18 protein-coding genes are annotated in these 20,430 nt (G+C 45.9%); 15 read left to right on the top strand and 3 right to left on the bottom strand.

Translation table 11 applies throughout. From position 1 onward, the window contains the following. Nucleotides 1-14: 14 nt before the first annotated feature. The 6 genes from AC0J5I_RS13480 to AC0J5I_RS13455 all read left to right on the top strand — a co-directional run bounded on the left by AC0J5I_RS13480 (nt 15) and on the right by AC0J5I_RS13455 (nt 5,835). Nucleotides 15-659 carry a metal-dependent transcriptional regulator gene (locus AC0J5I_RS13480; protein ID WP_107995440.1) on the top strand — a complete coding sequence of 215 codons (645 nt, stop codon included), beginning with the start codon at nt 15-17 and terminating at the stop codon, nt 657-659. Nucleotides 660-684: 25 nt separating this feature from the next. Continuing rightward, a complete protein-coding gene (dinB, locus tag AC0J5I_RS13475; protein ID WP_475300928.1) occupies nt 685-1,815 on the top strand; it encodes a DNA polymerase IV in 1,131 nt (376 codons plus the stop codon). 40 nt (nt 1,816-1,855) lie between these two features. Then, a complete protein-coding gene (locus AC0J5I_RS13470) occupies nt 1,856-2,677 on the top strand; it encodes a ZIP family metal transporter (RefSeq protein WP_086985266.1) in 822 nt (273 codons plus the stop codon). A 157-nt stretch (nt 2,678-2,834) separates the two neighbouring features. Then, the gene (locus tag AC0J5I_RS13465) at nt 2,835-3,515 is read left to right on the top strand and encodes a metal-dependent hydrolase (RefSeq protein WP_107995438.1); all 681 of its coding nucleotides are present in this window, start codon (nt 2,835-2,837) and stop codon (nt 3,513-3,515) included. A 23-nt stretch (nt 3,516-3,538) separates the two neighbouring features. Further along, complete coding sequence (locus AC0J5I_RS13460; RefSeq protein WP_107995437.1) at nt 3,539-4,861, top strand: DRTGG domain-containing protein; 1,323 nt, start codon at nt 3,539-3,541, stop codon at nt 4,859-4,861. 11 nt (nt 4,862-4,872) lie between these two features. Next, nucleotides 4,873-5,835, top strand: coding sequence for a DHH family phosphoesterase (locus AC0J5I_RS13455; protein ID WP_475300915.1), 963 nt, complete (start codon nt 4,873-4,875; stop codon nt 5,833-5,835). Between the two features lie 66 nt (nt 5,836-5,901). On the opposite strand, the gene zwf is transcribed toward AC0J5I_RS13455, so the two are convergent. Beyond that, nucleotides 5,902-7,422, bottom strand: coding sequence for a glucose-6-phosphate dehydrogenase (zwf, locus tag AC0J5I_RS13450; protein WP_107995435.1), 1,521 nt, complete (start codon nt 7,420-7,422; stop codon nt 5,902-5,904). A 264-nt stretch (nt 7,423-7,686) separates the two neighbouring features. Here zwf and AC0J5I_RS13445 point away from each other — a divergent pair, with 264 nt between their 5' ends. Next, complete coding sequence (locus AC0J5I_RS13445) at nt 7,687-9,003, top strand: DEAD/DEAH box helicase (RefSeq protein WP_475300911.1); 1,317 nt, start codon at nt 7,687-7,689, stop codon at nt 9,001-9,003. A 187-nt stretch (nt 9,004-9,190) separates the two neighbouring features. On the opposite strand, the gene AC0J5I_RS13440 is transcribed toward AC0J5I_RS13445, so the two are convergent. Further along, nucleotides 9,191-9,979 carry a DUF1189 family protein gene (locus AC0J5I_RS13440; protein ID WP_159072160.1) on the bottom strand — a complete coding sequence of 263 codons (789 nt, stop codon included), beginning with the start codon at nt 9,977-9,979 and terminating at the stop codon, nt 9,191-9,193. Between the two features lie 142 nt (nt 9,980-10,121). Between AC0J5I_RS13440 and AC0J5I_RS13435 the strand changes: the two genes are divergently transcribed. The 8 genes from AC0J5I_RS13435 (at nt 10,122) to AC0J5I_RS13400 (ending at nt 17,365) form a co-directional block, all read left to right on the top strand. Then, entirely contained in the window at nt 10,122-10,730 is a 609-nt protein-coding gene (locus AC0J5I_RS13435) for a superoxide dismutase (RefSeq protein ID WP_106448676.1), read from the top strand. A gap of 210 nt (nt 10,731-10,940) precedes the next feature. After that, nucleotides 10,941-11,396 carry a MarR family winged helix-turn-helix transcriptional regulator gene (locus AC0J5I_RS13430; RefSeq protein WP_475300903.1) on the top strand — a complete coding sequence of 152 codons (456 nt, stop codon included), beginning with the start codon at nt 10,941-10,943 and terminating at the stop codon, nt 11,394-11,396. Between the two features lie 85 nt (nt 11,397-11,481). Further along, nucleotides 11,482-12,573, top strand: a complete 1,092-nt coding sequence (locus AC0J5I_RS13425; protein WP_475300900.1) for an ABC transporter permease — start codon at nt 11,482-11,484, stop codon at nt 12,571-12,573. Nucleotides 12,574-12,583: 10 nt separating this feature from the next. Further along, nucleotides 12,584-13,261 (top strand): ABC transporter ATP-binding protein, encoded by a 678-nt coding sequence (locus AC0J5I_RS13420; protein ID WP_107995430.1) that lies wholly within the window; start codon nt 12,584-12,586, stop codon nt 13,259-13,261. A gap of 31 nt (nt 13,262-13,292) precedes the next feature. Continuing rightward, a complete protein-coding gene (locus AC0J5I_RS13415; RefSeq protein WP_475300891.1) occupies nt 13,293-13,694 on the top strand; it encodes a DUF2177 family protein in 402 nt (133 codons plus the stop codon). Nucleotides 13,695-13,732: 38 nt separating this feature from the next. Continuing rightward, the gene (locus tag AC0J5I_RS13410) at nt 13,733-15,526 is read left to right on the top strand and encodes a DAK2 domain-containing protein (RefSeq protein WP_475300888.1); all 1,794 of its coding nucleotides are present in this window, start codon (nt 13,733-13,735) and stop codon (nt 15,524-15,526) included. Between the two features lie 256 nt (nt 15,527-15,782). Further along, nucleotides 15,783-16,466, top strand: coding sequence for a helix-turn-helix domain containing protein (locus tag AC0J5I_RS13405; protein WP_475299477.1), 684 nt, complete (start codon nt 15,783-15,785; stop codon nt 16,464-16,466). Next, on the top strand, nt 16,463-17,365 hold the full coding sequence (locus AC0J5I_RS13400; protein WP_475299478.1) for an IS3 family transposase: 903 nt from the start codon (nt 16,463-16,465) through the stop codon (nt 17,363-17,365). The genes AC0J5I_RS13405 and AC0J5I_RS13400 overlap by 4 nt, the downstream gene beginning before the upstream one ends. Nucleotides 17,366-17,557: 192 nt before the next feature. Here the strand turns inward: AC0J5I_RS13400 and AC0J5I_RS13395 are convergent, their stop codons facing one another. Next, nucleotides 17,558-20,212 carry a YfhO family protein gene (locus AC0J5I_RS13395; protein ID WP_475300884.1) on the bottom strand — a complete coding sequence of 885 codons (2,655 nt, stop codon included), beginning with the start codon at nt 20,210-20,212 and terminating at the stop codon, nt 17,558-17,560. Nucleotides 20,213-20,430 lie beyond the last annotated feature (218 nt).

Genomic DNA, 20,430 nt, shown 5'->3' with positions numbered 1-20,430 from the left:
AGAGGAGGGAGCGCATGACGCCGCACAAAGAGGATTATCTGAAAGTGATCATGGAATTGGGTGGAGACAAACAGCTTGTCAATAATAAGCAAATCGGGCAGGCTTTATCCGTATCTGCCGCTTCTGTCACCGAAATGTCCGTCAAGTTGCTCAAGGATGGCCTGATTAGCCACATCCCGTACCAAGGGGTGCAGATCACCGACAAAGGCCAATTGATCGCAAATAAGCTGATCCGGAAACACCGACTTTGGGAAGTGTTCCTCTCGGAAAAATTGGATTTCAACTGGGATGAAGTACATGACGAAGCGGAACTGTTGGAGCATGTCTCCTCGGATCGGTTGATCAATAGTTTGGATGCCTATCTAGGTTTTCCTAAATATGATCCGCATGGGGGCGTGATCCCCGACAAAGAGGGCCGGATCGAAGTTTATGAGAGCAAACCATTGATCGAGCTGGAAGTCGGCAGCCGCTTCATCATCAGGGAAGTTGATGACGATCAGGAATTTCTGGCGTATTTGCTCAACAAGGACGTAAAGTTAAGCATCCCTTATCTGTTGACGAACGTGGAACCGTACGAAGGCCCGTATACTTTTGAGGCCCAGAATCACCAGTCTTACCAAATCAGCTTCAAAGCAGCAAGTAAAATTCACGTTCAATAAAGCAGTTCAATACAAGGAGAACAGTATGCAGATTGGGATCTTGACCTTCAAGGAACCCGAAAATGATAAAAGCAGAAAAATCATCCACGTGGATATGGATGCCTTCTACGCTTCAATCGAGGAAAGGGATCATCCGGAACATCGCGGCAAACCGATCGTCATTGCGAATCATCCGAGAGATACCGGGCGCAAGGGGGTTGTGACCACAGCCAATTATGCCGCCAGGAAATTCGGCATCTATTCGGCAATGAGTGCGCAGAAAGCTTTTGAACTCTGCCCGGATGCTATCTTCATTGCTCCGCGCATGGGTCATTACAAGACTGTTTCCCAACAGATTAGAGGGATATTCGCGCGCTATACCGATTTGATAGAGCCTTTGTCGCTTGATGAAGCCTATTTGGATGTCACCAAGAATAAGCAGAATCTGTCCAGTGCGACAATGATTGCCCGACAAATCCAAAGAGAAGTCTGGCAGGAAACGGGTCTCACTTGCTCGGCCGGTGTTTCCTACAATAAATTCATTGCAAAGATTGCTTCAGACTTCCGCAAACCGGCTGGCATGACTGTTATCGCACCAACCGATGCAGCCGATTTTTTGCGGGGGCTACCCATCGAAAAGTTTTATGGCGTCGGCAAGAAAACTGTCGAAAAGATGAAGCTATTGGGCATCCATTCTGGAGAAGATCTCTATCTTTTTGATCAAAGTGAACTGATTTCGCAATTCGGCAAGCATGGATATATCCTGTATCAACGGGTCAGAGGCATTGACAACCGAGCTGTGGAGCCCGAAAGAGAAAGGAAATCAGTCGGGAAAGAACACACCTTTACACAATTCCTGACTGATGAGGAACAGGTCAGAATGGAACTGAAACAAATCGCTCTGGCTGTCCAAATAGCCCTGCACACCAATAAGTTGCACGGTCGGTCGATTGTATTGAAAATCCGCTACGCTGATTTCGATACCATAACCAGAAGAAAGACCCGTGTCGATCATTTTTCCCAAGCAGAGGATATTTTCCGTCATGCTTGGGAACTGTGGTTGGACCACGGCACGATAGAACGGCACGTACGTTTATTGGGGATAACCGTCACACAACTCGACCCAATCCATTATGAGAACATTCAGTTGCCATTATGGGACACGACGCATCTATAGAAATCATTCATCATTTCATTATAAAGGGGAGATAAAAATCATGTTAGAGTCATTCAGTCAATTAAATCCAATTATGCAAGCATTCATAGCGGGGTTGTTCACCTGGGGTTGTACCATCATAGGTGCCTCGTTTGTGTTTTTCTTCAAATCCGTCAACCGCAAAGTTCTTGACGTCATGAGCGGCTTCGCTGCCGGGGTCATGATTGCGGCATCATTTTGGTCATTATTGGCCCCATCCATATCCCATGCCGAAGAGAACGGCTACGGCGGCTTATCATGGGTTCCAGCAGCAATCGGTTTTTTGTTGGGTGGCGTGTTCCTACGCATGACGGATAAAATCGTTCCCCATCTGCACTTAGGTGAACCGATGGAACACCGGGAAGGTCCGCAGACACAAGCTTCCCGAAACCTGTTGTTGTTCCTTGCAATCACGATCCATAACATTCCCGAGGGCTTGGCAGTCGGGGTCGGTTTTGGTGCGGTGGCAGCCGGCATATCCGAGGATAATACGTTATTGAGTGCCATCGGTCTGGCAATCGGTATCGGCATCCAGAACATACCTGAAGGATCGGCCTTGTCTATGCCAATCCGGGCTGATGGAAACAGCAGGATGAAGGCCTTCAATTACGGCCAGCTTTCCGCCATCGTTGAGCCGATTGCGGCAGTCATCGGGGCAGCCGCCGTCATATCGATGAGTGCAATTTTGCCGTACGCACTTGCGTTCGCTGCCGGGGCCATGATTTTTGTTGTCGTCGAAGAACTGATACCGGAGTCGCAAACGAACGGCAACAGCGATATCGCCACGATGGGACTTATGGTAGGCTTCTCAGTCATGATGATTCTTGACGTCGCTTTAGGATGATGAATAATACATTAAAAGGCCTTCTATGCGGAAGGCCTTTTAATGTATGCAGAACAAACTAATAGCACTCGCTTTTAGTTGTACTAATAAACTGTTTCATGATACGATGAACACTGAATAATACAGTTTTTTGTCAAAGAGAAAGGTGAGGAATCGCATGAGGATATCTTTTCACGGGCAATCCTGCGTATGCATCGAAACAGCGGAACAAAAGCATCTGCTGATCGATCCGTTCCTGTCGGGAAACCCACTGAGCGACCTGGATCCGGACACGGTACTTTGCGATGTGATCCTATTGACACATGCACACGGTGATCATGTCGGTGATACAGAAAGGATCGCGCGCAGAACAAATCCGCTGATTATTTCGACTGTTGAACTGGCGGGCTATTTTGCCGCGAAAGGATTCCGTACACATGGCATGCAACCGGGCGGGGGGCATCTCTTCGATTTCGGTTATGTGAAACTGACCCAGGCCATCCATGGGTCGGCAATGACTGTGGATGGCCTTCCTTATACATTTGGGTTGGCAACCGGCATCCTCCTGAACGCTGAAGGTAAAACGATCTATCATGCGGGCGATACAGCGCTGTTTTCCGATATGAAATTGATTGGGAAAGATTATCCGATCGATGTGGCATTTCTGCCAATTGGAGACAACTACACGATGGGACCAAAAGACGCCGCCAAAGCTGTGGCGTTTTTGGAACCCCGAATGGCAGTTCCAATCCACTACAACACGTTTCCGTTGATCAAGCAGGATCCGAATGATTTTTTGTCCCTTTTGGATGATGGAGTCGGCCTCATCATGCAACCGGGAGATTTCATTTCAATATAATAAAGAAAGCAAGGGAGTGCACTATGGCAACGAAACACGAGCAAATCATTCAATACATCGAAACGCTGCCGGTCGGAGAAAAGCTTTCCGTCCGCACGATAGCTAAAAATTTGAACATGTCTGAAGGGACGGCTTACCGCGCCATCAAAGATGCAGAGAATATAGGATTGGTTTCAACTATTGAGCGGGTAGGCACCATCCGGATCGAACGCAAGTCGAAAGAGAACATCGAAACGCTCACTTTCGGCCAGATCTGCAAAATCATCGATGGGGATATTTTGGGCGGCAAGAAAGGCCTGGATAAGACGTTGAGCAAATTCATCATCGGCGCTATGCAACGCGAAGCGATGGAGCGATACATTTCACCCGGATCGCTTATGATCGTCGGTAACCGGAACGATATCCAGGAATTCGCATTGGAGAAAGGCGCAGCTGTCCTGATTACGGGGGGGTTCGATACGGATGATGGCATCGTCCATTTGGCTGATCAGGTCGAAATGCCGATACTGCGCACAACCTATGACACCTTTACCGTAGCGACAATGATCAACCGCGCCATGACGGATCAACTGATCAAAAAAGAAATTATGTTGGTGGAGGATATCTACACTCCAATAGATGAGACGAAATTTCTCTCGTTGGACGACACCGTTTTCCAATACCGTAATCTCAATACCGAAAGCACCCACTCGCGTTTTCCAATCGTCAATCACAATATGCGCCTTGTGGGCATCATCACAGCGAAAGACATCCTGGGAAAAGCAGATACACTTTCACTTGAACGGGTAATGACCCGGGATCCGATAGTCGCAAAAACGCACATGAGTGTAGCGAGTGTGGCGCACCGGATGATCTGGGATGGCTTGGAAGTGATGCCTGTGGTGAAAGATAACCTGCAACTGCTGGGCATCATTTCGCGCCAGGATGTCATGAAGGCCATGCAGCTTGCGCAGCGTCAGCCGCAAGTCGGCAACACAATCGAGGACCAAGTTGTAGAAAACCTATCCTTGACCAGCTCGGAAGAAGGAGACAGCTTACCCGCTTATCGCTTCAGGATTACACCGCAAATGACGAACAGTCTGGGGACCGTGTCGTTCGGAGTGCTGAGCGAAGTTTTGGCGAGCACAACCAAGAAAATCTTATATACCTTACAGAAACGGAATGCTGTCATCGAGCAGATGGACATCTATCAATTGAAGATGATCCAGATAGACAGCGTCATTGAGATACGTTCTAAAATATTGGAGTTGGGCAGAAGATCATCCAAATTGGATGTCGAAGTCTATTTAGAAAATTCACTGGTCAGCAAAGCGATCGTCATTTGCCAACTGATGGAAAAATCCTAGGAGGTAAGTAAGTGGGAAATCCGATTTATGCAGATATAATAAGTAAAATTCAAGAGTATGCCACCATCATCATCCACCGGCACCTGCGTCCGGATCCGGATGCGTTGGGGTCTCAGAACGGCCTCGCCAACTTGATCAGGCAAGCCTATCCTGAGAAAAAAGTATTCGTTGTCGGCGAAAATGAAGACAGCCTTTCCTACCTTGGCAGCATGGACAGCATACCGGATGAGGCCTATGAAGGTGCTTTGGTGATTGTCACGGACACCGCGAATCAGCCCCGAGTCAGCGACAAACGTTTTGTCAAAGGGGATTATCTGATCAAAATCGATCATCATCCGAATGAAGATCCCTACGGTGATATTTGCCTTGTGGAGACGCAAGCCAGCAGCAGCAGCGAAATCATCGCAAAAATTTCTTTTTCAACTGAGGACAAGCTGCCGATGAACACTGCAGCGGCGCGACTTTTATATGCCGGCATCGTCGGTGATACAGGCAGATTCCTTTATCCGGCGACTACAGCAGTGACTATGGAAATAGCCTCCAAACTGATGCAGTTTGATTTTTCCGCGTCGGATATCAGTCAAATGATGAATACAAATTCTTTGAAAACGGCCAATTTGTCAGGGTTCGTCCTGCAGAGTTTGACAATCAATGATGTCGGGGTTGCCAGCATCATCCTCTCCCAAGAAATCCTTGGGAAATTCGGTGCGGTCGACAGCGATACTGCTCCGGTTGTCCCGTTACCGGGTACCGTAGAGGGCGTTTTATGCTGGGGGATTTTTGTGGAGCAACCGAACGGTACCTATCGTTGCAGATTGCGCTCAAAAGGTCCCATCATCAATGAGGTCGCCAAACAGCACGGCGGGGGCGGCCACCCGCTTGCGAGTGGAGCGAATGCGAAGGATAAGTCGGAAATAAACGACATCATTTTGGAATTGGAAGAATTGGCGATCGAATGGCAGAATACGCATTAATGAAGCAGACTTGAATCAAAAAAAGCCGTACAAAAGCGAAACAACGCTTTTGTACGGCTTTTGATTTTACTCGTTTTCCTGTTTTTCTTTGTAACTTTGACTCCAGTTGAATTCAGTCCAGTGGAAACCGTCCTGCTCAAGCAAAGCGTCGCTTTCTTTTGGACCCATCGAGTGGCTCTCATACGCGAAAAGGGTATCCGAGCAATCTTCTTGGGCGTCCCAAACTTTGCGTATTTCATCAACGAAGTGCCAAGATTGTGCGACTTCATCCCAATGGGAAAAGTTGGTCGGATCGCCGTTCAGGCAATCCAATAAGAGGCGTTCATATGCTTCAGGACTATTTGCTTGCGTTTCCTCATCGTAGATGTGATGCATGCGAATATTTTTCATCTCAGTTCCTTGACCGACACGCTTGGCGTTCAGGCGTAAGGAGAAGCCTTCGAGCGGAGAAACATGGATTGTCAGTACATTCGGTTCAGCGATTTCGTCGACGCCTTCAGTAGGGAAGATGTTCATCGAGACGTGTTTGAACTGAATATGGATGTATGTTTCTTTAGAAGCCATTTGTTTACCGGTCCGGATGTAGAAAGGAACGCCTTTCCAACGGAAATTATCGACTAATATTTTACCGGCCACAAAGGTTTCGGTTGATGAAGCAGGGTTGACGTTAGGTTCCTCCCGGTAGGCTTGCAATGCTTTTGCAGGGTTTCCGGCGTACTGGGCCCGGATAAAGTTGCGGTTGACCTCTTCGGGTGTGTTGTACAGACGAAGGGAACGAAGAGCTTTAATTTTTTCGGAACGGACATCTTCGCCTTGCAAGGAAAGCGGCGGTTCCATAACCAACAAGGCAACGATCTGAAGGATATGATTTTGCACCATATCGCGCAAAGCGCCATTGTTGTCGTAATAAGCACCGCGTTCTTCCACGCCAACGGTCTCGGAGAGGGTGATCTGAACATTGTCGATGTACTTGTTGTTCCACAGCGATTCGAAAATCATATTGGAAAAACGGACGGCAGAGATGTTCTGCACCATTTCTTTGCCCAAATAATGATCGATACGGAAGATTTGGTTCTCGTCAAACGATTTGCGCAGCTTAGTATTTAGCTCATCCGCGGATACGAAATCGCGCCCGAATGGTTTCTCGATGATCAAGCGGTTGAATCCGTCTTCTGTGATCAGTTTTTGTTCTTTCAGTTTTTCGGCAATGATACCGAAAAATTCAGGAGACATCGCCAAATAGAAAATACGGTTACCTGACAGCGAATACTTGGCATCCAAGGATTCGGACAAGACCTTCAATTTGACGTAGTGTTCCGAGTCGTTGACGTTGTGGGCGATGTAATAGAAATGGGCTGCGAAAGAAACAGCGTCTTCCGTATCCTCAGTCAAATCTTTGATGGAATCCAAGACCACTTCACGGAAATGTTCATCGGACCAATCGCGTCGCGCTGTTCCGATAACGGCAAAATTATCTTTAATAAATCCTTTTTTGTATAAGCGAAATAATGATGGATACAGTTTACGGTGAGCCAAATCACCAGTTGCTCCGAAAATAGTGAACAGAGCAGTATTTTGGGTAATCATTACATGCCCCCCTTTTATTATGATTAGATTCTATTCATTATATCATTATACTATTATCATATACGGTTGGCAATGAAAGAAAGCGTCTGTTTTCATGTTGAAGGTATCTTTGACGGGATGCTTTCGCTTGCTTGTGTAAATATATTGCGAATAAATTTACGCGTTTGATTTTCAAATTCTTATTTGAAATTAAGGTTTAAACCTTGCGCATGTGTTATAATGGTAAGGCATAAAATACGCAGAAGAAAAACAAGAGGTGTAAACGTGGAATTTAAAGACTTTCAATTGAAGCCATTTTTGCTGGAAGCAATCAGCAAATTGAATTTCAAAGAACCGACCGATATCCAAAAACAAATTATCCCGATCATTCGAACCGGTAAGAGCGTGATTGGTCAATCGCAGACAGGAACAGGGAAAAGCCATAGCTTCTTGCTGCCCTTGATCGATGGCATTGATCCATCAAAAAATGAAGTCCAAGTTGTCATCACTTCACCTAGCCGTGAGCTAGCTGAACAACTGTATCAGACAGCCAGTCAACTGGTCTCAAACGCGCCCGAAGAAATCCGTATCGTCAGCTACGTAGGCGGCACAGACAAAAAACGTCAAATGTCGAAACTAGTCAACAACCAACCGCATATCGTCATCGGGACTCCGGGCAGAATCCTTGACCTGATCAATGAGCAAGCACTTAAGATCCATACAGCTAAAAAGATGGTCATTGACGAGGCGGATATGACACTGGATCTAGGCTTTCTGCATGATGTCGATCAGATTGCCGGCCGCTTGCCGGAGAAACTGCAGATGATGGTATTCTCCGCTACGATCCCTGAAAAACTGAAGGGCTTCTTGAAGAAATATGTCGAAAACCCTGTCGTTGTCCAATTGAAACCGGAACATATCATTGCACCGGCAATCGATAATCTGTTGCTGTCCACTAAAGGCCATGCAAAAATTGATGTTCTGTACCAAGTGTTGACAATGGGGGAACCGTATCTGGCCTTGATTTTTGCCAATACAAAACAAAATGTCGAGGAAATCGCTGATGGACTGAGACAACGTGGCATTCAGCCCGCTGTCTTGCATGGCGATGTGCCGGCTCGTGAACGCAAACGCATCATGAGAAGAGTCCATAATATGGAGTACCAATTCATGGTGGCTACCGATTTAGCGGCACGCGGCATCGATATCGAAGGCGTGTCACACGTCATCAACTATGAATTGCCGAAGGACATGGAATTTTTCGTACACCGTACGGGCAGAACGGGACGCAGCAACTTAAAAGGAACTGCGATCACTTTGTACGCACCCGGTGAGGAAAAGGCAATCGACGATCTGGAGAAGTACGGTGTTGTTTTCAAACCGGTCGCTATCGAAAAAGATCAACTTGTCGAAACGTACGAAAGAAAACGCCGTGAGATGAGAAACGCTCCGAGTCAATTGGAACCCGATCACCGCATCCGCGGAATGGTAAACAAGGCTAAGAAACAAGTGAAGCCTGGCTACAAACGCAAATTGAAAGAAAATATCGCCAGCCAACAGAAACGCAAAAGAAGAGCAAGCCAAACCCGCAACCATGGGTAAAAGATAAGAAAAGCAGAACGGGTTCGTTCAGCCCTTATTAAGGAAACACTGTGATGCACTTTTGCATTCAAATAATTTATACTTTCAATACAAAAAAGAGGCCGCAGCACATGATCGAAAGATCATCTTGCTGCGGCCTCTTTTTGGGCAGGAACCGGATGTTACTGAAGAATTACGGCTTCCCGTGCTATTCTTTAAGGGCTTTGTAGAAATAGAACATACCGATGAGAGCAATCGCTTCATCCTGAATCATCGGGTAGAGGCCGAATCCGTTCAATAGACTAAAGAAAACTAACGGGACTACGGAGGCTATCAACGCCATCTTCAGTATTTCGCGGAAAGGGAGTTTTTTTCGCATGAATCCTGTCAATACATTCGCGAACAGCGCGATTATCAATAGCGTCAGAAGCACACTGAACGAAGAAATGAAAAGACTGAACAAAAGCATGATCACGCCGGAAAAAAGCTGATCGCTGGAAAAATTGCGCAGCAACTTTTTGAACGACTGGTCCGTCAGGTCATCTGCCTGCTCATAGGGCAACCTGAAGGGCACATCTTGAGCGTAAAGGGTGAAGGCATCCTTTGAAAATACGAGGCTCAAAATCAAAACAGGTGATGACATTTCTTTTTCGATTTCCCTCTGCGTGTAAACTTCCTGACTATCGAAAGCCAACAGGACTGTATCGGTTTTGTAGATGAATCCTTTTTCCGTAGCATTCTCCAACTGCAATTCGTTGTCGGAAATAGTGAATGAAGGTATTTTATCCGCTATCACACCTGCATCTGCCGAAAATTTTTGTAGTGTGGCGTACCCATCGAGAAACAGAGGGATGCTGACGGTTAGAGAGAGCAAGAAGAAGAGCAAAAAGGCAGAGCCTTTTTTTAATGCCTTGGCATCCAACAATTGTTTTGGATCCATAAAACTGTCTTTGACTAAACTAACGATTGAGATTGTGATCACCGCTTTCTGCATCATACTTGTCCAGTCTATCGAAAATGGATTCATTTAGCAATCAAAAATTGCTACGGCTTCGAGGCTTTATTTTTGATAAAGTGAGCAATTGATGATACAGTGAAATCAGTCAGAAATCACTAAACTATTTTAGGAGGAATTTATCATGGCTTTTACATTACCAGCATTACCTTACGCGTACGACGCTTTGACACCATACATCGATGAGGAAACGATGCATTTGCATCATGAGAAACATCATAATACCTACATTACGAATGTGAACGCAGCATTGGAGAAACACCCTGAGTTGGCTGAAAAAACGATTGAGGAATTATTGGCTGACTTGAACAGCGTTCCGGAAGACATCCGTACGGCTGTCCGCAACAACGGTGGCGGACATGCAAACCACAGCTTATTCTGGACAGTTTTGGCGCCTAATGCAGGCGGAGAACCTACAGGAGCTGTCAAGGACGGAATCGAAGAAGCATTCGGCAGCTTTGATGCTATGAAAGAAAAATTCGCAGCAGCAGCAGTGGGTCGTTTCGGATCCGGTTGGGCTTGGCTGGTAGTTTCCGATGGTAAATTGGAAATCACATCTACACCAAACCAAGATTCACCGATCAGTGAAGGCAAAACGCCGATCTTAGGTCTTGATGTATGGGAACATGCTTATTACTTGAACTACAAAAACGTCCGTCCTGAGTACATCAAAGCATTCTGGAACCTTGTGAACTGGGATGAAGTCAACAGCCGTTTAGCAGCCGCAAAATAAGCAACAAAGTTATTGCAATCCACTTAAAGGATTCAGGGCAAACGCTCTGAATCCTTTTTTTACTATCAAAATATTGTGATTCAGGACTGGTTTCACTTTTGGGCACTTCCAAGGGCGAATGTTTTACTTTCCGGATTCTATCGATTAATATATATCTTGTAAGATATATATTAATCGATGAGGAAAATTTGGAAAGGAGGCGGTATCGGGATGGAGGAATCTATTTTTGAAAGGCCGCTTGAGGATCAGCTTTGTTTCGAGGCTTATCGGGCTGCAAATGCTTTTGGCAAAATGTATAACCGCGCTTTGAAAGAATTCCATTTGACATTCCCGCAGTATCTCGTTTTGCTTGCTCTATGGGATGAAGACAAAGTATTGATCAAAAACATTGGGGAGCGTTTAGGGATGGGTATGGGAACGTTGAATCCCATCTTGAATCGTCTCGAGAAACAAGGCTGGCTCACGAAAGAAACGTCCCTTTTGGATAAGCGCGCTACGATCATTTCCTTGAGTAAGAAAAGCATCACTTCTAAGAGAGCAATCCATTTGTCTGTTTTATCCGAAGTGAATGCCTGTAACCTCGAGGGCATCGATGGCTTATTCTTGATGAAACAGTTGAAAATACTGAATACCGCGATGAATCAGGCAGATGACCATGCAGGCTAGAACTGGACAGACATCTTATTTGAGGCATCAAGATATTTTTCCTCAACGATAGATAAAAAACTGAAGAAATGAAGGAGTTGTAAAAATGTTCTTAGCTTGGAAAGAAATTAAGCATGCAAAAACAAGGTTTTCGTTGATCATCGGCGTCATGGTGCTGGTGTCCTACTTGGTGTTCTTTTTGGTGGGCCTTGCCTATGGATTGGCCCAGGACAATCGAACCAGCGTAGATAAATGGGATGCGGACGGCATCATTCTGACGGACGAATCGAATACAAACATCAACATGTCGATGCTCCCGAAAGGTGCGATCAATGAAGTTGCGGCGGATGAGGCTGCGGTAATCGGGATCGCGCCGAATGTCGTCAACAAAAAAGGAACATCAGGTGATGATGCCAAGATCGATACGACGTTCTTCGGAATCGAAGCGGATCAATTCCTGATGCCTGAAGTAATCGAAGGGGCGCCCTTCCAAAGCGATGATGAGGTCGTTGCCGACATCAGTCTGAAGGAAGAAGAGGGCATCGAGTTGGGCGACATTCTGCAGCTCGCGGGTTCCGACAAAGAAGTGACGGTTGTCGGTTTTACGGAAGATGCCAGATTCAGCGTCGCACCCGTGCTTTATACAACAGTCAGTTCTTATCAGGAAGTCCGCTTTGAACAAATTGACGAATCGGATGAAGGGCGCGTCAGTGCCATCGTTGTTCGGGACAATGGTGATGCCATCGCTGATGTGGACACAGGAAGCACGGACTTGAAAATCTATTCGATTGCTGACTACATCAGTGAAATTCCGGGCTACACTGCCCAAGTGTTGACGTTTGGACTGATGATCGGCTTTCTGATCGTCATCGCTGCCGTCGTGATCGGAATCTTCATCTATGTGCTGACTATGCAGAAAACCAGTATGTTCGGTGTCATGAAAGCGCAAGGGATTTCGAGCGGTTATATCGCAAAATCGGTTGTCATCCAAACGTTTTTATTGGCTGCTATGGGAGTCGGCATCGGGTTATTGTTGACGGGCGCAACGGCTATGGTGTTGCCGGCAGCTGTCCCTTACCAAACGAACCTCAATTTCCTGGGCGTCATTGCGGCCTTGCTGGTCATCATGGCCATGGTCGGCGGCGCATTTTCAGTAAGAGCAGTAGTCAAAATCGATCCATTGAAAGCAATCGGATAGGAGTGAGCATATGAAATTAATCGAATTGATAGATGTATCCCGTTCATTTGGGGAAGGCGAATTGAGGATCGACGCATTGAAGTCAACCAATCTTGCTGTCGAAGCCGGAGAATTTGTCGCAATCATCGGGCCGAGTGGATCGGGTAAAAGTACATTTTTGACCATTACAGGTGGATTGCAGTCGCCTTCTGAAGGCCGGGTGCTGATCAACGGCAATCCATTCAGTGATGTGAGCGAGAAGAAACGAGCAAAATTACGGTTCGAGGAGATCGGATTCATACTCCAAGCCTCGAATCTGGTCCCGTTTCTGACTGTCCAGGATCAATTGCATTTGGCCAATAAAGTCGAACGTAGCAAAGTGGATAAACAAAAACGGGATGACTTATTGAAAGAATTGGGTATCTTCGAATTGAAAAATAAATTTCCGAGTGACCTCTCCGGAGGCCAGAGGCAACGAGTCGCTATCGCCCGTGCCCTCTACCATGACCCTGCTGTCATTCTTGCGGATGAACCGACAGCGAGTTTGGATACGCAAAAGGCTTTCGAAGTGGTGGAGATTTTGGCGCGGGAAACAAAACTGAAGAAAAAGGCTACCATCATGGTGACGCATGATGAGCGTTTGATAGACTATTGTGATAAAGTTTATGTAATGAAAGACGGCATTTTGACGGAAAGAATCGGAAGCTGAAACAACAACGGGTAACGAAAGGGAGGAAGAAATGATGGACAGCATCAAATTGTATTTCTTGACATTTTTTGTGTTCTTTTTAGTGGATATTGTCTGGTTAGGCGTGTTATCCAAAAATATTTACAGCAAGTATTTGGGTCACCTTATGGCCCCGAATGTCAATTGGGTGGCAGCAATAATCTTCTATTTATTGTTCATAGGCGGTCTCGTATTTTTCGTGATTCATCCAGCGCTTTTGAAAGAAAGTCTGCAATATGCCATTTTGGCTGGCAGTTTTTTTGGATTGATCGCGTATGCGACCTATGATTTGACCAATCTGGCCACTTTGAAAGATTGGCCGATTACGATTACCCTGATCGATTTGGCCTGGGGAACGTTTTTGAACGCTGCAACTGCAGGCATCACATATGTTGCGGCACAAAGATTTCTTTGAGCAACCAAAAAAGCCTAAGAGCGGATGGGGGAAGACCAATGGATATTTCAAAATTGGACAGCGAAAATCTTTACTATTCTTTTGTGTCGGGTGCACAGGAGGTCATAAAAAACAAAAACAGCCTGAATGAAATCAACGTGTTTCCGGTCGCTGACGGGGACACTGGCAGCAACCTTTCTTCAACCATGCATGCGATCATCTTGGATGCGAGAATCTCCGGATCCGTTAAGGAAACCATGAACAGTATAGCCGATGCTGCTTTGACGGGTGCCAGGGGAAATTCCGGTATCATCATTGCGCAATACATCAACGGGATCTTTCTCAGTCTGATGGATGAGGAGACGATAACCATTCCTTCATTTGCAGAAACGGTCAAAAATGCGGTTCCTTATGCCTATCAGGCGATTTCCGATCCGGTGGAAGGGACAATCATCACCGTCATCCGGGAATGGGCGGATGCGGTGTACAGCCATAAAGACCTTTCGACTAACTTCTCCGAATTGTTTTCAAAATCGATGATCACGGCCAACAAATCTTTGGAAGCGACAACTTCTCGTTTAAAAGTGCTTCAAGACTCCAAAGTCGTCGATTCCGGCGCGAAGGGGTTTGTCTACTTTCTGCAAGGATTTGCAACATTTTTGCGCACCGGGAAGGTGGACTTAGAGGTCAGCGATGAACCGGAAGATCTTTCTTTCAATGAGGAATTGATCCATAGTCAAGGGGAGATTCGCCATCGCTACTGTACCGAAGCGCTGTTGTCAGCGGATTCGATTAATCTGGAAGCACTGAGAGCGGAACTGGCACTGTATGGAGATTCCTTAATTGTGGCAGGCAATAACCACAAAGCCAGGATCCATATTCACTCCAATGCGCCGGAACAAGTATTCCAGGTTTTGCGCAAAAAAGGCATTATCCTTCAGCAGAAGGCGGATGATATGGTCAGACAGAACGAATCAGCCTTTGACCGGAAATACGACACGGCACTGATCACGGACTCGATCGCGGATCTTCCGCAGGAAATGCTGGATCGCTACCAAGTGCACATGCTGCCGCTTAACCTGAATTTTGACAACACTTCCTATCTTGATAAGGTGACGATGACCCCAGAACTTTTCTATCCTTTATTGGAAGAAGCCATCGAATACCCGAAGAGTTCACAGCCGAATCCGGTTGTTGTAGAGAGATATCTAGACACGGTGCTCTCTCATTACGATAAAGTCATCATTCTGACTGTTGCGAAAGAGCAGAGCGGAACCAACAGCGTGTTCCAAAATGCTGTCTCGAAAAAACTGCATGAAGGCAAAAAAATTGCCGTGATCGATTCGAAGCGCAATTCAGGTGCGGAAGGGTTGCTTGTCATGAAAGCGGCAGAAATGATTGCGGCGAAAACGCCTTTTGATGAAATCGTTGGAGCGATTGAACGCTTGAGGGACCGCACAAATATCTTCGTCAGCGTCAACAACCTGAAATACATGGTGAGATCCGGAAGGTTAAGCAAAGTGTCCGGGATGGCGGCGATGACGATCAACCTCAAACCTGTCGTGTCCATCGATGCGAAAGGCAAAGGTTCGATAGCCGAAAAAGCCTTCAGCGAAAAAGGAAATGAAAAGAAGCTGTTCCGCTTGCTGGAAAAGGTGAATGCACAGGAGAAGATTTCGAGATATGCGATCGTGCATGCCAATAATCCCGAAAAAGCTGAAGCCTATCGGAAGCGCAGCGTCGCTTTGCTTGGCAAGGAACCGGAGTATATCATGAACATTTCTACAATCGTCGGAATGAGCGCCGGTGTCGGCACTGTGGCGATTTCATATATGTGTGAAGAGGAATCATAGATGAATGCTTTTCTATTAAGTGCTCTGGCACTATGAATCTTCTTTACAATTCTATTCATAGTCGCGCAATATCTTAACAATAATTCGATTGTGGATAGTTTTTTGGGACCGGCCTTCCCATGGTTCCCAAAATGACTAAAAGCTGAGCGGGTTCGTTCAGCCCTGAAATAGACAAGAAAAGCGGCTGGGATTTTGTGATATGCTACCTCTATATAGGACATTGAATTATTTCAAGTCTTATATGGGGGTTTTTTCTATGTCTAAAAGAGCTATGAAATTATCTGTCGAAAACAGAGTCAACATTGTCGAGCAATATGTGAGAAATGAAATCGGTATATCAAGGGCAGCACAGAACGCTGGAGTATCTCAAGAGACCATTCGCAATTGGATTAGACTTTATGAGAACGGCGGTCCATCGGCCCTTTTACCGGTAAAGAAGAACAGTCATTACTCCAAGGAGTTAAAGTTGGCAGCCGTCACGGACTATCTGAACGGCCTGGGCAGCATGATTGAAATCGCCAAAAAATATGGTTTGCGGAGCAAAACGCCACTGCAGAACTGGCTAAAGGATTATAATACTCATAAAGACTTCAAAACAACCAGTGGAGGAAGTACTATGAGCAAAGGTCGGATAACAACCATAGATGAGCGTTTAAAAATTGTGTTGGACTGTTTAGAGAATGGAAAAGATTATGGTGCTATGGCTATAAAATATCAAGTCTCCTATCAAAACGTCTATCAATGGGTAAAGAGATATGCGGAATTGGGAGAAGCAGGGTTGGAAGACCGCCGTGGGCGCAGGAAAGGGACAATGCCCAGCCGGACTCCCGAGGAATTACTTCAAGACGAATTAGCACGTTTAAAACGCGAAAATCAACGTCTAAAAATGGAACTTGATGTAACAAAAAAATTCCAAGAATTAGAAAGGAGGAATCGTTGAGCGAAATAAGAAAACAAGCTGAGTACGAAACCATCAAGCAATTCCATACAGAAAAAGGTTATCCGGTGCAAGTTATGTGCGAAATCTTACATGTGACACGCTCCGCTTATTACCGCTGGCTTGAGCAACCACAAAGTCCAAGGGAAATTCGCAACAACCAAATCGCTGAAGTGGCAAAACAGATCCATGAAGAACATGACGATATGGGTCATCGTCGGATACGCGATGAGTTGGAATATACCCATGGCATGATCATCAGTGACAACCGCGCCCTTCGGTTATGCCGTAGTCAACAAATCCAATCCCGAATCAAACATCGTGCGAATAGCATCACCAAAGGTGCACAGAATCCGTATCATATCGCCGAAAATCGCCTCAACCGGAACTTTCGTGCAGACGCACCAAATGAAAAATGGTTGACCGATGTGACCGAATTCAAGTATTACGAAGGACCGGCAATCAAGAAAGTATATTTGAGTGCCATTTTGGATCTTTATGACCGTCGAATTGTCGCATACATAATCAGTGATCAAAACGATATGCCGCTAGTCCTCCAGACTTTTGATGCAGCCATACAAAATGAGCCAGAAGCTCAGCCGTTGTTCCACAGTGACCGCGGATTTCAATATACAAGTAAGCAATTCTGTGCGCGTTTAAGCGAGGCTGGTATGATACAAAGCATGTCCCGTGTCGCTCGTTGTATTGACAATGGCCCTATGGAAGGGTTTTGGGCGCTCATCAAGCGTGAAAAATATTACCGTCGCAAATTTACGAGTCGTTCCTCTTTGATTGATATGATTCACAACTATATGGAATATTACAATAATAGACGCATTCAAAGAAAGCTGCATATCATGACTCCGATGGAGTTCCATGACCAGTATTTCGAGGCAGCCTAATGACCCCTCACGTTTTGTGAGGGGAGCGGGTTGTGCTTCGCTCATAAAACGTGTGGGCCGCCAAGCGTAAGCGCGGCAGATATATATATGCAAAAAAACTGCCCCCACATTACGGGGAGCAGTCTGTAAAACTGTTTAAATATTTTACTGTCCTATTGACGGGTGGCATACCATTGCCCCCAACCGCTTTTCTTATTTATTTTTACGATATTTTCTCAATAATAAGGCACCAGCGATTGAAACGACGCTGATTGAAAGTCCGGTTATCAGATAGGGGGTGCGGTACGTCAACGCGATGGTATGTTTGCCTGCGCTGATCGGCACCGCCAGCAGACCATTCAGAGCGGTTGCCGTTTTGGCCATTTTACCATCGATTGTCACTTCCCAGCCCTGGCTATAAGGGATTGTCGTCAACAATATTTCATTTCTATCCCCAATAGTGACGGAACCTGTGATGTGCGTCTGACTGAACGAGGAGATCCTCATGCTTTCCGCTTGACGGGATGAAATGGTTTCCTCAAACAGAGCTTTGTTCAATTCGTAAAGTTTCAGGTCCTGTACCCGAATCGAATCCTCGCGCAGTTCGATTGTAAAGGTGATGTTTTCACCCTGTTGGTTGCTTGCGATGTTGATGACCTGATCATTCCGGAAGGTCGTATAATAATCCAACTTAACATTATTCACATAAAGAGTCGCATCATCGTCGTCGATGCCCGCATCCAGAATCAGATAATAAGGATTATCGCTCGTAGGCGTGAACTGGAATTCGATCCTGGAGATGGCACCATCCACAGACCTATAGTAGGTTGTGTTCTGTGCATCACCGGCAGAGGATGTGACATTCTGAAAAACGTTGGAATCGAACGGACGCAAGGAGAAATAAGGTTCGATGCTTTCCTGATTGTTGAAGGCATCCAGCAGCTGTTCCTGCATCAATATGGGCTGATCCTCGACCAAATCAAGTTCCAATACACTTTCGGAAACCCCGAATGCCAATGACAAAGCATATGGATTTTCGTAGGTGGTGGATCTATCCGTTTCGGAATAAAAATTGTACTGGGTCAAATCCGGGCGGGTGGAGTTACGGTTCAACCGATATAAGCCGTCATTGAGGTCATAAAATGCTTCCGGCAACTTCTTGTCCTGAATGAAATATTTCACGCCGAACAGTGCATCCGTAAACAAAGTTCCGGTTGAGTAAACGATAAACCCGTTCCCGTCCGGAAAACCCAATGATCCGAACAAGGCGGGAATCTCCTTTTCGAAAGTAGAGCTGAAATGATTGATTCCGGCATAATTGGCTTGAAAGCTGTCGTTTTTGGAGCGTTGGAACGTTTTTTCGATCCGGTAGAACGTATCTTTGGGTGTCCGCACATCCGCCAACATCGTATTCAGATTCGTTTGATAATCGGCGAATTCGTCCTGCTTGACGTAGCCTAATCGAAACAAATCGATGGCTGCGTTGGCCGTCATCTCTGCGGTGACCACGAAAAGCAAAGCATAGGTCAGCCATTTTCGGGGCTGATCCCTGAGCATCAGCAACACTAGGACAAGCACAGAAACGACTGCTGTGATCAATACCTGGACAGGCTCCAGAAATTCAAAATCCATTTTCAGCACATATATGGCGGTGACTGCATTCGCAATCAAAAGAGAGCAGGCCAGCGAAAAGGGAAAAGGACGATAGGTACGCAACGCCCGAAAACCGTTCAACAGGAAAAAGAAGCAAACTGTGAACGAAAAGCGGTAAGGGTACCAGATTGGGTATTGTCCGGCATGCCAGATTTTATTCAGAAACTGGACGTTCATCGCCAGAAAAAAGAGGGCGGTCAGCACAAGCGACGTGAACCGTTCTTTTTTGGAGAAGGCGGGATGGAAAAAATAATAGATATACGCTGTCAGAGCGACAGTGCCGATAAAGAGATTGGGATGTCCGCTGGGCATCTGGTCGAAATTGAAAGCCCCGATATAAAACTTTGAAACGACTTCGAAAGGATCATAGGCGAAACTCCAATCGATCAGATTATTGGCATAACTTGCTTTGCTCCCCAAGAGCGAATAAAAAGTTGGCAGCAGCAAGACGGAGGCAAAACCAGCTCCCAGCAAAGAATAACCGATGAATCGGGCTGATTGGATGAAGAAGTGTTTCAGCTGCGCCTTCAGATTATTCGGGCCGACAACCTCTTGTCTTGAAAACACGAAAAGGTAATAGAAGACCAGGAAAACACATATCATGAATCCGATATAATAATTGGAAATCAACATCACGCCCAGAAATAAGCTGTAAGACAGACCACTGTCACCCGACATCAGTTTTTCCAAACCAAGAATGATCAGAGGCAGGAAAACGAGCCCATCCAGCCACATGACGTTTAATTGATTGACGATGACATAACCCATCAAGGCATAGCTCAATGCGAAGGACGGAACTAACAAACCTTTTCCTTCGAAGCGGGAAATCAACAGATGAGCAAAAGTCAAACCCGACACGGAAACCTTCAACAAAATCAAGAGGGTAACCGCCAAGGGCAACAGGGATTGCGGAAACATCAGAAAAATCAAATTGAAAGGACTCATCAGATAATAAGCCCACAACCCCAGCATTTCTCCACCGAATGATTTTGTGAACGAAAAGAAAATGGCAGAAGGATCGGACAATAAGGTTGTGCGGTAATAACTGAAAAAATCTACATATTGCTGGCCGAGATCGACCGTCAGCAATGTGCTATTGCCGAAAGGAAAAACTCCCATGGTGGCATAAATGACCGTCATTACAAATAAAGGCAGTAAGAACGAAAGGAAAAGCATATTTTTTTGCGGGGATAGAGTTGTGAAACGCTTCAGCATGCTGCACATTCCTCCTTATGAACCGGTAATTTTTTGGCATTCCTGCAGAGTCGGCTGACCGTGAGGGAACGCTCCTGATAGTTGAAGCGAATAATTCACAAGTGCTTCTGCTATTTTAGCATATCCCGCTGGTTTTATGAAGAATCCGAATGCGTCTTGGCATATCCAGCAAGGATACATGTTAAAAATTTGTTGCTTCGTTTGTAATGCATGCTTTT

It is taken from the genome of Trichococcus sp. TS_SC_9, assembly GCF_056156325.1.
Note: the sequence above shows the minus strand (reverse complement) of the source record. Positions and strands in the feature narration are given on the sequence as shown.